Consider the following 14,878-nt stretch of genomic DNA (forward strand, 5'->3'; position numbering starts at 1 on the left):
CCACATTTTAATAAAACACTTAGTCCGCTGTCATCGACAACAATTTTTCTGCACGTTCTTTTAACTCATCACTCAAAATACAGGTTTCTTTCAATACATTTTTCAATGTTAAAGACGGGTAACCGTGATCCCTCATATAATGAACAAACTTTAGTGTTTTAAAAGCATCAAACCAAACCGTCATTTGTTTAATAAACTGCTGTTCAGTGCCTGACTGTATAGTCGCGTGCTTGAACGCAGCAACAAACCCCAAGGTATTTAAGGCATCTACCGCCTGACGAGTAATATCCTTAGATATTATTTTAAAGTCTGCATACGCCCCTTCAAGCGCAGCTAAAATCTCAGCTGAACACCCGACTGTCTGATTATCGCGTACTTTCCAGCTTTGTTGAATAACGGTATAAACCATATTGAGTTGCTGAAAAATACAGGGATGATAAAAGACGTGAGTTTCAATCGCCTGTTTATTTTCGGTAATTTTACAAATGGCAGGGCCCGTGCCAAACGGTACTCGTTGGCTCGGCCTTGCAGCTATATTGATAACCGGCGTCTGTAAATTCGTTATCTGCCCTATTTTTGCCAACTTATTGAGTAGATAAAAGTCTTCACCCCCAGACCTTTTTGGGAACCCTCTTACTTTTGCATAAGCCTCAAAATCAACGGCTATTAAACTACCAATGGTGTGATAAGCATAACGAGAGCCCGCGCATCGGATAGATTCAACGTAATACCTTAGCGACCAATCATACAATTCGCTGGCCGTTTCATATCCCTTTTCAGGAACATGTTTAAAAGGGTAAATAAGCGCCACCGGAAGCCCTTTATTTTCTCCCATTGCCCCACTTGTATTGGCTGCTTGGTCATATTTTCTAACTTGTTGAACACAACTAAAATAGTTAACAGGCAATATTACATCAGCATCCGTTGAATGAATCCAAGGGCTTTTAATGGTTTCAGTTGAAATCAACTGGCAGGCTATATCCGCGCCAATTTTTCGAGCAAGTCCGACACCTTGTTTCTTTGGTATCCGCCGACCTTCAGTGCACCTGTCGACAATAATGACGCCATTGTTTCTTTCAACGCTGCTTTTTTCAGTGCTGGTTTTTCCAGCTTTTGCAAAGATCAGGTTTTCACGAGTAAATATAGGTTCGACCGAGGCCGTTAACTGCTGCAATAAATGAGTGGTTCGATCCACTGCCGCCTGCTCACCGTTTTCAGGACAATTAACGACCAGAATAAATAAAACACCTTGGTCATTTGTCGAAGGGGTGAGGTGAAATTCAGTATTGAGTAACAGGTTTACAATCTCAAACGGCTCGTCATAAAGTGGAATAACGAGCGTATGAGCATATTGGGTGCTGATAGTATTGAGTCTGGAGACTTCTGGCTCCGAGTAACCGATTAAATATTTATTGAGTGCATTTTGCTGCTTACCAGAACCCAATTAGACCTCTCAATTTAATGAAATCTGTTCAAGTCGAATAGTGACATTCCCTACATATTCAACCGCCCCAGATATTTCAATAATGGTATTTAATTCAGGGTCAATAAGCAGTCTAATATCGTCTTTATAGCCTAAAAACTTAAACTTCTCTAAACTGCCACCTTCTTTAATTGACCGAGCATCTACTATGGCTTCGAGTGCGTTTACTTTTTTCTTCACCCTCGTAGATTCCCCATTTTTGATCGCGTTATAATCAACCAAAACTCGCTTTGAACCTACCACCTCTACGGTAGCTTTAATAACACCGCTTCTATCGTACATATTTAATGACGTTTTATCGCCTTGCGCATTTAAGCCTGCGACGCCTATAAGGTAAAACAACGCTTCTGACTCACTCACCGTTGCGCGTTGCTCCGACTCATCAAGCTCATAAAAGCCTTGTCCAATATCAGTCCAAGTTTCCCAAGCGTTTCCTTTTTCACTACTATTAGCGGGCTTTCGTTTATCTGAGTAGACTTTGTCTTTCATAAAACGGTAAGTGCGATACCATTCTTTGATCCCACCATAAATTGATGTTCGCTGCAGCACTGTGGTGTCAGGCTCAACCCAAACAGTAAAGTCAGTTTCACTACCGACGACACTATTTTTAACATTAATTTTAACGATTTCATCTGCGACGGGCAGTTTACCCTCACCTTCAGTGGTCGAAATTAGCTCTTTTAATGCGGTATCTTTACTGATGATATCAACTGATACCGACGTATCGACACTAATAAAGAATTTAGAACCTGAGTACGCTAAAGCATTCCACTTAAGACTCTGAGGAGACAGCTCGGTTGCCTGCAATGATGAAATGACAAACATCGTTACAGACAAGGCCATCATACTTTTTCTGATCAGCTTAAAACCGTTTAAACGCATAGTTAAACTTACCCTTTAGACTTAATTAATACTCTGGAAGCACATACTAGCAGACTCAACACGCAACAAATTAGATTGAGCCTGCTAGATTAATATAATGTTAATGCTCGCTGTTCAATTCAGACGTTTCCTGAGGGTTAAAACGCTCACGTGTACGTTGAATAATTACATAAAACGCAGGCACTAAAAGGGTCGCCACAATTACTGAGAGTAGCATTCCGCCAAGTACCGCAAACCCTAATGAGAGTCGACTTACAGCACCAGCACCTGTAGAAAGCACCAACGGAATCACACCCAACACAAACGACAAACCTGTCATTAATACCGCTCTAAAACGCAACTCGGCTGCTTTAATAGCCGATTCCCATATAGACAAGCCTTCTTGTTCACGTAAATTTTTAGCAAATTCAACTATCAAGATAGCGCTTTTAGTCGATAGTCCAATGAGAAGCACCAATCCTATCTGAGTGTATAAGTTAACGGACATCCCTACTGCTGCAACGGCCATTAATGCCCCCAAGATAGCGATAGGAACAGCAAACATAACACTCACAGGAATAGTCCAACTCTCGTACTGAGCAACCAAGAATAAATACACAAAGATAATAGCCAATAAAAAGATTAGCGGCGCTAAGTTACCTGCAGATAACTCTTGATACGTCATCCCCGTCCATTCAAATGTATAACCAGCCGGCAAAGCTTCGGTTGCGATTCGCTCCATTTCAGCGATCGCTTCTCCTGAACTATACCCTGCCGCAGCACTACCGTTTATATTTGCTGATGCAAAAAGGTTATAGCGGGTCACGACTTCTGGCCCTAAAATCGGTTTACTTTCGATTAGCGTACCTAGAGGCACCATTTCATTGGTCTGACTCCTCACATAAAACCGGTCGATATCTCTCACTTCGCTCCGGTACTCAGCATCAGCCATCATTAACACACGATAAACTTTGCCAAACTTATTGAAGTCATTGACATACATCGAACCCAACAGGGTTTGCATCGTTAAAAATACGTCGTTTAACGGCACCCCTAAGTTGCGGGCCTTAACACGATCGACATCAATAAATATCTGAGGAACATCCGCTCTGAAGGAACTAAATGCTTTATCAATAACAGGTGATTCATTGGCTTTTATAATGAGTGTACGCATAGCACCTGCTAATGCAGAGGGCGACTGGCCTAACGTATCTTGCAATACAAACTCAAAACCACCAACAGCACCTACCCCTGGAATCGCCGGCAAAGGGAAGGCAAAAATATTCGCATCAGGTAGCGCAAATAGCTTCGCTTGTATTTTTTGAAGAATGCTGTACATGTGAAGCTCTTGACTGGGCCGCTCATCCCAAGGGTCGAGTATTACTATGGCTAACCCGCCATTTGAAGATGCAGCGCCTTTGAGTATGCTATAACCACTCACCGTCATGGCATGCGCAACACCCGCTTCTTCATTGATGATATTCGTTACCTGTTCGAGTACCGCTTCAGTTCTCAGCAAGGATGCTCCATCAGGCAAAGCCACATCAATCATAAATGCGCCTTTATCTTCTGGTGGAATAAAACCTGTTGGTAACGTCTTGAATAAAAAGCCTGTTGAGCCAAGAATAATAGCTAACAGAACTAAAACTAACACCACTCTGCGAACCAGTACTCGCACCCAACCAACATAGCCAACAGTTAATTTACTAAATAGCGTTTCAAAATGAGTAAAGAACCAGCCCTTTTTATTTTCACCCTCACCAGAAGGTGCTTTAAGTAACGTCGCACATAAAGCAGGGCTTAAAGTAAGTGCATTAATCGATGAAATAAGCACCGCAATTGAAATAGTCACCGCAAACTGCGCATACATCTGGCCGGTAATCCCCGGCATCAATGCAACCGGCACAAAAACAGCGAGTAACACCAAGGTCGTCGCAATAACAGGCCCAAAAACTTCTTTCATTGCTGCACGCGTGGCTTCTTTAGGAGGCAACCCCTCATCCATATGTCGTTGAACGTTTTCTATTACGACGATAGCATCATCAACGACGACCCCTATCGCAAGAATCAGAGCAAATAACGTGACGGTGTTAATACTCATGCCCGTCACTAAAAGAACAGCAAATGTACCAATTAATGATACAGGGATAGCAATGGCGGGTATCAAGGTCGATCGAACATCTTGCAAGAAGATATAAACGACCAACACCACTAACAATAATGCCTGAAAAAGTGTCGTCACAACTTCATCAATAGAGGCTTCAACAAATTTAGTCGTATCATACAAAATGCCGTATTCAATATCGTCAGGAAAGCCCACTTTCAATTTTTCCATTTCAGCATTAACCGCCTCTGAAATGTCGAGAGCATTGGCCTCTGGTAATTGATATATCGCAATAACGGTACTCGGTTTATTATCCAGTTTACCGAAAGATGCATAGCTCTGGGCGCCTAACTCAATGCGTGCAACATCCTTTAATCTAACCGATGACCCATCTTTTAGGGCCACCAGCACAATATCCTCGAAGTCTTCTACACTGGTTAACCTGCCTGATGTTCTAAGCGTGTATTGAAACTGTTGATAACTAGGTGATGGCGGTGCACCTACCTGCCCTGCAGCAACCTGAACATTCTGTTCCCGCACAGAACTAAGAACATCTTGCACAGTTAAATTGAGGCTTGCTAGACGATCAGGGTTTAACCAAATGCGCATACCATAATCGAGCGAGCCCATGATTGTGACTTTACTCACCCCGTTTATTCGAGCAAGGGCGTCGGTGATACTTAGACTAGAGTAATTAGAAAGAAACAATGCATCATGTGTCTCGTTAGGCGAGTACAAGTTTACAATCATTGTCATTGAGGTCGATTGTTTATTAACCCTTACACCTTGCTTCATGGTTTCTTCTGGAAGCTTTGGCAATGCTTGCTGAACTAGGTTCTGTACACGCACCTGTGCCATATCAGGGTCAGAGCCGACTTCAAACGTAATGTTAAGAGAATAACTACCGTCATTTGCACTATTAGAGGTCATATACATTGCACCCTCTACCCCGTTAAGCTCAGCCTCTATGGGGGTTGCAATGGTATCACGAACAGTTCCGGCATCAGCACCTGGGTAGCTGGTAGAAACATTTACCACGGGTGGCGTAACTTCAGGAAACTCTGAAATAGGCAATAAGGGGATCGATAACAACCCCGCTAAGGTAATGACAATAGAAATAACAAAGGCGAACTTGGGCCGATCAATAAAAAATAGGCTAAACATAGACTGAACTCCCTAAGACTATTTGCTGTTAGTTTCGTCGAACGCTTTAATAGTCTGTTCTACAGGGTTCACCTGTTGTCCAGTTCTTACTTTTTGGAGCCCCTCTACAATTAATCTTTCCCCTTCAGATAGCCCTTCTTCAACTTCCCAACTCACATCAATCCGTTCTCCCATCGTTACTCGACGTACCTGAACTGTATCATTGTCGCCAATCAGCATAACAAAATGACCTTGCTGGTCTTCAGATACCGCCGCTTGGGGAATAAGAATGGCTTTTTTCGGCTCGCTAGCACTCACCACAGCGGTGACATACTGCCCTGGAATAAGCTGACCGTTTTCATTTGGGAATACCGCTCTTACTTTAACCGTTCCAGTTGCAGGGTCCACACGGTTATCAACAAAGTCAAACTTACCCTTAGGGCCATACATTTCGCCATTAGGTAACTCTATACGGGGGGTAGGCAACGCTTTTGGGCTGTCCGATGATGCATTATTTCTATTATTGGCATTTGCCATTAGCTTTTCAGAAATATCAAAGGTTATATACATAGGGTCAACCGTGACTATCGTAACCAGAACCCCCGAATCAGGGCTAACCAAATCACCAATACTGAGCGACTTACGCCCTATACGCCCAGAAATAGGCGCTCTAATCGTAGTATATGATAAGTTTAATTTTGCAGTTTCTAAACTCGCTTCACTTGACTGAAGTGCGGCTTTTGCTTGGTCTCGTCTTGAAATAAGGTCATCCATTTCCATTGCACTTATAAAGCCTTTTTCGATGAGTTCATTACCTCGTCGAAAGTTACGCTTTGCATTAGTTAAACTCGCCTGCTGTCGACTCACTTCTGCCGTAAGTCGCGATACTTCAGCCTCATAAGGTTTTGGGTCTATTTCAAACAGAACATCCCCTTTTTTAACCTTTTGTCCCTCAATGAAGTCCATTGAAAGTAAATATCCATTAATCCGCGCTTTAATTTGAACATCTTCAACCGCTTCAGTACGGCCAATAAAACGCCTAGAGGGTTTAATTGTCACATTGCTCACCGTCGAAACGGTTACTGATGGCAGCGGTGCGTCTTTCGATAGCTGTTTACTCGCCTCTTCATCTCCACAACCAGACACCATCAAACAAACGGCCGTTACAGAGGCAACCCAAAAACTATTCCGCATCGCTTTTATCATATTTCTTTCCATATAAAAATTTTGTTATAAATCATAGGCTCTCGCTGCAGCTATTACAATTATCCGCAGCGTAAAATATCAATCAAAATAACGAATGCGTTAAAAATCCTGTCGTAGAATGGTTAATGGCGAGGTTTTCGTGACCTTTCTGACAAGAAAATACCCTACCCCTCCTATCGCTAAACCACTGATAATCGGCAGCCATAACCATACAGCGAAATGAACAACAAACTCCGATTTAAATAATTGACTTTGTATCGCCCAAACCACGAACTCTGCACCGATAACAGCTATAAGCCCCGATAAAGAGCCAATAATGGTGAATTCCACAAACTGACTTCCTAGTATCAACTTAGCGTTGGCCCCTAGCGTTCTGAGTAATGCACCCTCGCGATAACGTTCCCCCATAGAAATATTAATCAATGCCATCACGACTAAAATTGAGGACGCCAAAATCAAGTACATAATTAATTCAATGACCGTCGACACTTGAGCAATGATATGCCTAATTTTGATTATCAATTGGTCAATTTCTAACACCGTTATAGTGGGGTACTGTCGAGAAAGGCTGTTTAACAGCGCTTTTTGCTCGGGCAACAGATAAACACTAGTAATGAAAGTCGCCGAATAGTTCTTTAATAAACCCTCTGGGAAAATCATATAAAAATTAGGGCGCATACTATCCCATTCGACTGTACGAATACTCTGAACCTCTACATCGACCAACTGATCACCAATGGTAAACGTTAATTGGTCACCTAACTGAAGTTCTAATTTATCCGCTAGACTAGCCTCAACCGATACACGGTTTAGTTCTTGCTCATCCGCCTCGTACCACCAATCACCTTGCTGGATAACATTGTCAGAAGGTAGCTGATCACTCCAGGTTAAATTGAGCTCTCGATTAAGAGCATTAACATCTTTCTCTTTGCTAACAGTTGTCTTTACAGGCTGTTCATTAATGTGGGTCAATCGCCCTCTAACCATAGGATACAAACCGCTGGTTTCAATATTTTCTTGATCAAAGTAAGTTTCAATATCTTCAACCTGATGTTGACTGATATTAATTAAAAAATGATTCGGCGCGTTATCGGGTAGCTGTGCTTGCCAATCGCCTAACAGGGTTGTTCTAGTGAGATAAATAACCGCAAGCAACAACAGCGCCAGTGAAAACACTTGAATTTGAAAAACCGTCTGCCAACGCCGACGCACAATCGATGCAACGCCTAGTTTCCAATAGTTGCTAGCACCTGTTCCTATTAGGCTCACTGTTTTCAGTAGTAAAAATGAGACTAGCAACAACAGCGCCGACAACACAGCAAATGCTGATAATAAAATAGCGACCAACATCCAGTCGCCGCTATACAAGTAGAGCAATGATAATATACCGGTACCACCTACCGCGCCGATAACCCAATTAAAACGACTCGAACCCGATGCCTCTCTTCGCAACACTTTCATCGGTGGCGTTAACTTTAGCTTCACAATTGGCGGTAATGCAAAAGTGAGCATCACAATCGCACCAGTCAGCCATCCCACAAACAACGAGGTAGCGTTGAATTCATACCAATGCTGTGTATAGCTTAGCTCTGGAAACAGTGCCCCTAGACTATTAACACCCAACGCATAGCCTAAAAGCCCTAAACCTGTCCCCACACAGCCCGCAAATAAAAACACCCATATAATTTGTAGCGAAAAAATGCCGACAACCTGCGAACCACTGAGGCCTAATGTTTTTAATAACGCTACCGTATCGACTTGCTTAACAGAATATTGTCGAGCTGACATGGCGATCGCGACGCAGGCCAATAAAACAGCTAAGCTTCCCCCTAGTAATAGGTAAGTTTCAGCTTTATCAATCGAGTTTCCAATCGCTGGGCGACCTTCTTTTACGCCCACCCATTTATGGCTGCTGCTAAGTTTTGGTTTTAACCAAAGATCTAATGCTGTTAGTGCAGTATCACTACCGGCAAATAAATACGTCCAGCTAAGTCGACTACCCGGTTGAACTACCCCCGTGGCGTCGATGTCTTGTATGTTAATCATGGCTCTCGGTGCCATGGCAGACATACCAAACCCCACATCAGGCTCTCGATTAATCACCCGTGTGACGACTAATTTTTTATCGCCTATAGATACCGTATCCCCTTTATTCACCGCCATTAATGAAAACAGTCGAGGGTTTAACCAAATCGCCCCTGGTTTGGGAATATCAGTGGTTTCTTGAGCGGTTGAAAATGGTTGGTCGGATGTTTCTAAAGCGCCCTTTAATGGATAACCTTCTGATACAGCCTTTACACTCACCAATTGCATTTGTTCACCAGCAAAGAGCATAGAGGCGAAGCTTAAGGTATGAGCTGTTTCGATATTGAGTGATTCGGCTGTTTCCAACCATCCATCTGGTATTACTCTTGGACTTTTTAACTGTCGGTCGGCAGCGATAAACTGACTTGATGAATGCACAATTAGCTTTTGAAGGTGATCCCCCAACAAAGAGATCAACGAAACCGTTGCTATTGAAATAACAGTTGCCAGAAACAAAATTTTAAGTTCACGTTGACGAAACTCTTTTCGTAACAGCTTGCTACTTATTTTTAATAACCGTCGCTGCATCATATAGAAACTCTGCCACTTTCTAATCTAAGCGTTGAGTGACACTTCGCTGCCAGTGATTCGTCATGAGTAACCATAATGAGCGTTGTTTGTTCTGTTCGGTTAAGCTCAAACAGTAATTCAATAATGTTCTGCCCTGTTGCTGTATCTAAATTTCCAGTCGGTTCATCAGCAAACAATATTGATGGTTTACAGGCAAATGCTCTGGCAATGGCCACCCGCTGCTGCTCTCCGCCAGACAACTGATGAGGAAAGTGAGCCATTCTATCCCCCAAACCCACACGCTCTAAAAACTGCTCAGCTTCTTGTTTAGCATGACTATCACCACGTAACTCAAGTGGTAACATGACGTTTTCTAAGGCAGTCAATGAAGATAGCAATTGGAATGATTGAAAAATAAAGCCCACATGCTTTGCTCGAAGGGATGCGCGCTCTTCTTCATCCATGTTAGAAAGGTCTCGATCAAGAATATAAATAGCACCATCAGATGCCGTATCAAGCCCTGCCAACAAGCCAAGCAATGTTGTTTTACCTGAACCTGACCTTCCCACAATAGCGAGCGAGTCGCCTTTCTTGATTTCTAGATCAATACCACTCAATATCTCTAATGTTTCATCTGCAAGCGTCACTCGCTTGGATATATTTTGCGCTTTAATTACGAATGGTTGGTCCAAAACTCGTTCCTTTTTACAATCAATGGTGGAATACACACACTATGCATTTGTCTATAAAACGTTTCAACTTTAAGTCGATTTCCTTTCGCCTATGCATTCATTATCTTAATCGGCTACGATACCTACACAAGCGCATACTTTACCTATTCCTTATAGCCTCTATCTTAACGCCTGCTTACAGTTCAAGCATTCAAATAACCAACTCAGCCGCCCCCCCCTCTATTGTGATACTAGGTGACAGTATTAGTGCCGCGTATGGTGTACCTACCGAGCGTGGCTGGGTAGCATTATTAGAAAATAAACTCAAACAAGAGGGTAAGACCTATACGGTTATCAATGCCAGTATCAGCGGAGAAACTACTGAGGGAGGCGTTAAACGCTTACCTGACATTATTGATCGGCATAATCCTTCTATCCTATTGATTGAACTCGGCGGGAACGACGGCCTTCGAGGTTTCCCCCTTAGCTTGATCAAATCAAATCTTCAGACGCTTATTGATCAAGCAAAATCAAATAACATAACCCCTATTCTTATCGCCATGAGGATCCCGCCTAATTACGGTCGACGCTATACCTCTGGTTTTTATAATTTGTTTAAAGAAACTGCTGAAAAAAATACCGTTACGTTAGTCCCTTTCTTGTTGGAGGACGTAGCACTTAAACCTGAACTCATGCAGGCAGACGGTATACACCCGACAGCGCTTGCTCAACCGCTTCTACTCGATCGAGTTTGGGAAACGCTGGAACCGCTACTATAATAAACAGCCATTAAGATAAACTGCCATTAAGAAAAGTAACCGCTCGCTGCTCAGACCAATAGCGGTTATTTTTATTAAAACTAACAAACCCCACATGACCACCCGTTTCGGGGGTTTCAAGCTTAACCTTTGGGTTTAAGTTTACTTCGTCATAGGGATAACAAGTACGCGTCAAAAACGGGTCATCTTTAGCGTTTACAATGAGTGTCGGCACCTTAATACCAGAGATGTAGCGTCGACTGCTGCAATGCGACCAGTAGTGTTCAGCATTTTTGAAACCATGGATAGGCGCAGTATAACGGTCATCAAATTGCCGGAAGTTTTTGATGTTATCATAACCCGTTAAGTCTAAATGCTCGGGGAACATCTGCTCTTTAATCTGCATTTTAGCTTTTAAATCCCTTAAAAAGCGCTTCATATAAATTCTGTTTTGAGGTTGCGCTAGTTGCTCAGCGCTGGCACTTAAATCACACGGAACAGAATACACGACGGCTTTTTTTACCATAGGGTTGGCAAGAACACTCTGCTCACCCAAATAAACCAACGATAGGTTCCCGCCCATACTAAAACCGACTAAAGCTATTTCGTCGTATTCACCCGACTGAACCGCGTAATCGACCACTCGATGCAAGTCTTCAGTGGCGCCACTATGATAAAAACGAAGGTGGCGATTCATTGAACCACCACACGAGCGAAAGTTCCATGCTAATGCATCCCAACCATTGTCAACCAAGGCTCGTGCCATCCCGACTATGTAAGGTCGGCGGCTGTGCCCCTCTAGTCCATGACTAATGATGACTAGCCGACGAGCGCCGTTCCGGCACCAGTCGAGATCTAAGAAATCACCATCCTCAATATCTATACGCTCACGCACCATAAACTGATCATTAAGCTTACGAAACAACGACGGATATATACTTTGAATATGGCCATTTTTAAAGAAATAAGGAGCTCTATATTCCATAAATTATGGCCTCATTAATAAGAATGTCATTTACTATTTAAGGATCAAGATATCACATCTTAGGTGATCAATAACCCGTTCTGCAGTACTCCCTAAAAAAAATTTATCAATACCACTGCGAGAAATTGCCCCCATGACGATTAGGTCGATTTCTGCCTCACTGACCACTTGAGGAAGCACCCTTGCAGGTATCCCTTCTTCAAAGTGCACAATAGTCGATGACTCTACATTTCGCTTAAGTAGCTCATCTAACTCTTCTCGATGTCGATCTCTCACTTTGTCTCTGTAAATTTCATAATCTGCAATGATGGCATCAAACTCAGCTATAACGCCTGAAGGAATCGGTTCATAAGCATGTATAACATGAAGCTCAGCCGGCAACCGACAAGCCAAATCATGAGCGGTTTCTAACAGTTGATCATCTAATCCTTCTGGCTGGGAATCAGCATGCAGCGGGTCAACCGCTGCAGCCACGTTTACATGGCTACCCCATTCGTTGTTATTAACAAACATGAGCGGCACATTACTTTCTCTAATAAGGTGCCAGTCTGCATTGGTGAACAGGGCTCTAACCATGACAGAGTGGTGCTCAGCTTGCATCATTATCAAGTCAGCCTTTACGTTTTCACAACGGTCAAGAACGGCTCGGTGTAGTGGTTTTACCAATTCTACACAACCCTCAGCTTGAACACCGGCACCCTTTAATGCTTTGACTATACCGCTTAGCCACACTTGCTTGCCATGTAGATAACCTTCATGCGCTTTTTCTAAACCCTCTTTATCGAACCAATAGCTACTTTCGATGGCAGAACTGTAAGCCGCCACATAAAGCTCAACGCTAGCACCATAAATTAAAGCAAACCGTCGAGCCCGTGAGACCAGTATGTCGTTGTTTTTTTTGGGGTCTATAACCACCAGTATCTTTGAAATGTTCATCATTCACTCCATGAAAACAGATAGCATCAACAATGTTTTTTGGAATTTTCATTTTTTTAAAGAATAGCAGTTGACGAAAATTAAGCTTATCTATATTATTCGCGGCTCAACTGATTGTTCCTCGATAGCTCAGTTGGTAGAGCAACGGACTGTTAATCCGTGGGTCGCTGGTTCGAGCCCAGCTCGAGGAGCCAATTCTTTTTTTAAAACAGAGCATTATACTGTTTTAATCCTAAAGAAAATTCTAGATATATCGTTCAAAATTGATAGTACAAACTGACACCAAGTGTCATAAGTCAGCATCTATTTTGATTTATGCTAATTAAGTATAAATCTTACACGGGGTATAGCGCAGTCTGGTAGCGCGCCTGCTTTGGGAGCAGGATGTCGGGAGTTCGAATCTCTCTACCCCGACCACTTAAAACACCCTACTTATTCCTGTTAAATCAACACCTCACAACAGCTAAAGAAGACCAGCAAATATTCTGCTAGCCCTCCTTCATAGCGTTTAAAATATCACTTTAAACTCGATCAACCTTAAGGTTTCTCTTCTGATTAAAATGAGCTAGCACTTTATATAAGGTAAACGCATCTTTACTACCAATCATTTCTCTTATTGAATGCATCGCCAATTGTGGAACCCCAATATCAAGGGTGCGAACACCGATATTACTGGCAGTAATAGGCCCAATAGTGCTTCCGCAGGCCATATCACTTCTCACAACAAAACTCTGATACGGTAAATCTAACTGCTCACTTAAGTGTCTGTAAATAGAGCTAGTTTCACTATTAGTCGCATAACGCTGATTGGCATTAATTTTTATAACCGGCCCTTCATTAATCAATGGTCCATGATTATTGTCGTGCTTATCGGCAAAATTAGGATGAACACCATGCGCATTATCCGCTGAGATCATCATTGATGCATTAATCACCTGTGCACGCGTTTGAGAATCTGGATACAACCGCTCTAGAACATTCATCAAGAAAGGCCCCTGGGCACCTTCTGCTGATTGACTACCCACCTCTTCATGATCACTGCATACCAACATACAAGCAGGTTGATTTCCGGCAATTTGACCACCTTCTTGACTACCGCCTTCAGCACCAACCGCTTTTAGCAAACTGGATAAGCCAATATAACAACTTAATAAGTTATCCATTCGTGCAGATACCATAAACTCATTATTGAGACCAATATATGAAGGCGGCTGCACATCATAAAGGCACAATTCATAATCAAGCACTTTTTTGACATCTATATCAGGATAAGTGTCGCGCAACGCTGACTTTAGTATTTCTCTAAAAGAAATATCTTCGTTTTCACCTAACTGAGTAAGAATAACCGGCAACTCTTTTTGCGCATTAATCGGGCGACCATTATTGACGTCTCGATCAAGGTGAATTGCCAGACTAGGAATAAGCGCAATCGGCCTTTCGAAGTCAATCAAACCACTCGACAGCTGATCTTTTGAATTCAAGAAAGTCACACGCCCAGCAATGGACAGGTCGCGATCAAACCAGGGGCCTAATAACGCACCACCATAAACCTCAACACCCAACTGAAAAAAGCCTTTTTGCTTAATTTCAGGCGTGGGTTTTACTTTTAAGCAGGGGCTATCGGTATGACCTCCCACCATGCGAATACCATCACTAGGATTATCGCCAACCGAGAATGCAATAAGCGAAGAGCCATTGCGCGCAACAAAATAGCGCCCCTGAGGTTTAAGCACCCATTCAACAGATTCATCTAGCCGTTCAAACCCAGCCTGTAGAAGCGCTGACTCCATATTTGAGACCGCATGAAATGGCGTAGGCGACCGTTTCAAAAATGACATCAATCCTTGATTAAAAAAATCTAATTGCATTGTTTCCTCAACTTTTTAATAGATACACTACCCTTTGAGTATAAACCCAAGGCTAATGTAGACATGACATCAAACGCACCTTTAACATACAGTAAGAGTACCCCAAATACTGTACGCCTAACAGCCTCAAAATAGAATCTCATAATCATTAACAACGGGGCTTTCTAGCACTATTTTAACGCTCAATTCTATAAACGCTAAACCTAGCTAAAGCAGACAATAGAAGTCTATCGACATTCTGAATAACGCCAGTATAATCAGCATTCTG

The 14,878-nt window shown here is 42.6% G+C and carries 10 protein-coding genes and 2 tRNA genes; 3 read left to right on the forward strand and 9 right to left on the reverse strand.

The genetic code is table 11. The annotated features are described in order from the left end of the window. Window positions 1-19: 19 nt before the first annotated feature. From NKI27_RS12295 to NKI27_RS12320, 6 genes are all read right to left on the reverse strand, one after another. Window positions 20-1,444, reverse strand: a complete 1,425-nt coding sequence (locus tag NKI27_RS12295; RefSeq protein WP_265046345.1) for a hypothetical protein — start codon at window positions 1,442-1,444, stop codon at window positions 20-22. A gap of 9 nt (window positions 1,445-1,453) precedes the next feature. Next, window positions 1,454-2,365: a hypothetical protein gene (locus tag NKI27_RS12300; RefSeq protein WP_265046346.1), complete on the reverse strand. Its 912-nt coding sequence runs from the start codon at window positions 2,363-2,365 to the stop codon at window positions 1,454-1,456. A 100-nt stretch (window positions 2,366-2,465) separates the two neighbouring features. Further along, entirely contained in the window at window positions 2,466-5,612 is a 3,147-nt protein-coding gene (locus NKI27_RS12305) for an efflux RND transporter permease subunit (protein ID WP_265046347.1), read from the reverse strand. Between the two features lie 18 nt (window positions 5,613-5,630). After that, complete coding sequence (locus NKI27_RS12310; protein WP_265046348.1) at window positions 5,631-6,797, reverse strand: efflux RND transporter periplasmic adaptor subunit; 1,167 nt, start codon at window positions 6,795-6,797, stop codon at window positions 5,631-5,633. A 99-nt stretch (window positions 6,798-6,896) separates the two neighbouring features. Beyond that, window positions 6,897-9,413 (reverse strand): ABC transporter permease, encoded by a 2,517-nt coding sequence (locus tag NKI27_RS12315; protein ID WP_265046349.1) that lies wholly within the window; start codon window positions 9,411-9,413, stop codon window positions 6,897-6,899. After that, entirely contained in the window at window positions 9,410-10,084 is a 675-nt protein-coding gene (locus NKI27_RS12320) for an ABC transporter ATP-binding protein (RefSeq protein WP_265046350.1), read from the reverse strand. The genes NKI27_RS12315 and NKI27_RS12320 overlap by 4 nt, the downstream gene beginning before the upstream one ends. Before the next feature lie 41 nt (window positions 10,085-10,125). Between NKI27_RS12320 and NKI27_RS12325 the strand changes: the two genes are divergently transcribed. Then, window positions 10,126-10,842 (forward strand): arylesterase, encoded by a 717-nt coding sequence (locus tag NKI27_RS12325; protein ID WP_265046351.1) that lies wholly within the window; start codon window positions 10,126-10,128, stop codon window positions 10,840-10,842. A 10-nt stretch (window positions 10,843-10,852) separates the two neighbouring features. Here the strand turns inward: NKI27_RS12325 and NKI27_RS12330 are convergent, their stop codons facing one another. Further along, complete coding sequence (locus NKI27_RS12330) at window positions 10,853-11,806, reverse strand: YheT family hydrolase (RefSeq protein WP_265046352.1); 954 nt, start codon at window positions 11,804-11,806, stop codon at window positions 10,853-10,855. A 33-nt stretch (window positions 11,807-11,839) separates the two neighbouring features. Further along, entirely contained in the window at window positions 11,840-12,745 is a 906-nt protein-coding gene (locus NKI27_RS12335; RefSeq protein WP_265046353.1) for a universal stress protein, read from the reverse strand. Between the two features lie 115 nt (window positions 12,746-12,860). Here NKI27_RS12335 and NKI27_RS12340 point away from each other — a divergent pair. Together NKI27_RS12340 and NKI27_RS12345 are read left to right on the forward strand one after the other, a co-directional pair. Beyond that, a tRNA-Asn gene (locus NKI27_RS12340) sits at window positions 12,861-12,936 on the forward strand. 146 nt (window positions 12,937-13,082) lie between these two features. Further along, a tRNA-Pro gene (locus NKI27_RS12345) sits at window positions 13,083-13,159 on the forward strand. A gap of 104 nt (window positions 13,160-13,263) precedes the next feature. Here the strand turns inward: NKI27_RS12345 and NKI27_RS12350 are convergent. Beyond that, window positions 13,264-14,610, reverse strand: a complete 1,347-nt coding sequence (locus tag NKI27_RS12350) for a M18 family aminopeptidase (RefSeq protein ID WP_265046354.1) — start codon at window positions 14,608-14,610, stop codon at window positions 13,264-13,266. Window positions 14,611-14,878 lie beyond the last annotated feature (268 nt).

The organism is Alkalimarinus alittae (assembly GCF_026016465.1).
Classification (GTDB): domain Bacteria; phylum Pseudomonadota; class Gammaproteobacteria; order Pseudomonadales; family Oleiphilaceae; genus Alkalimarinus; species Alkalimarinus alittae.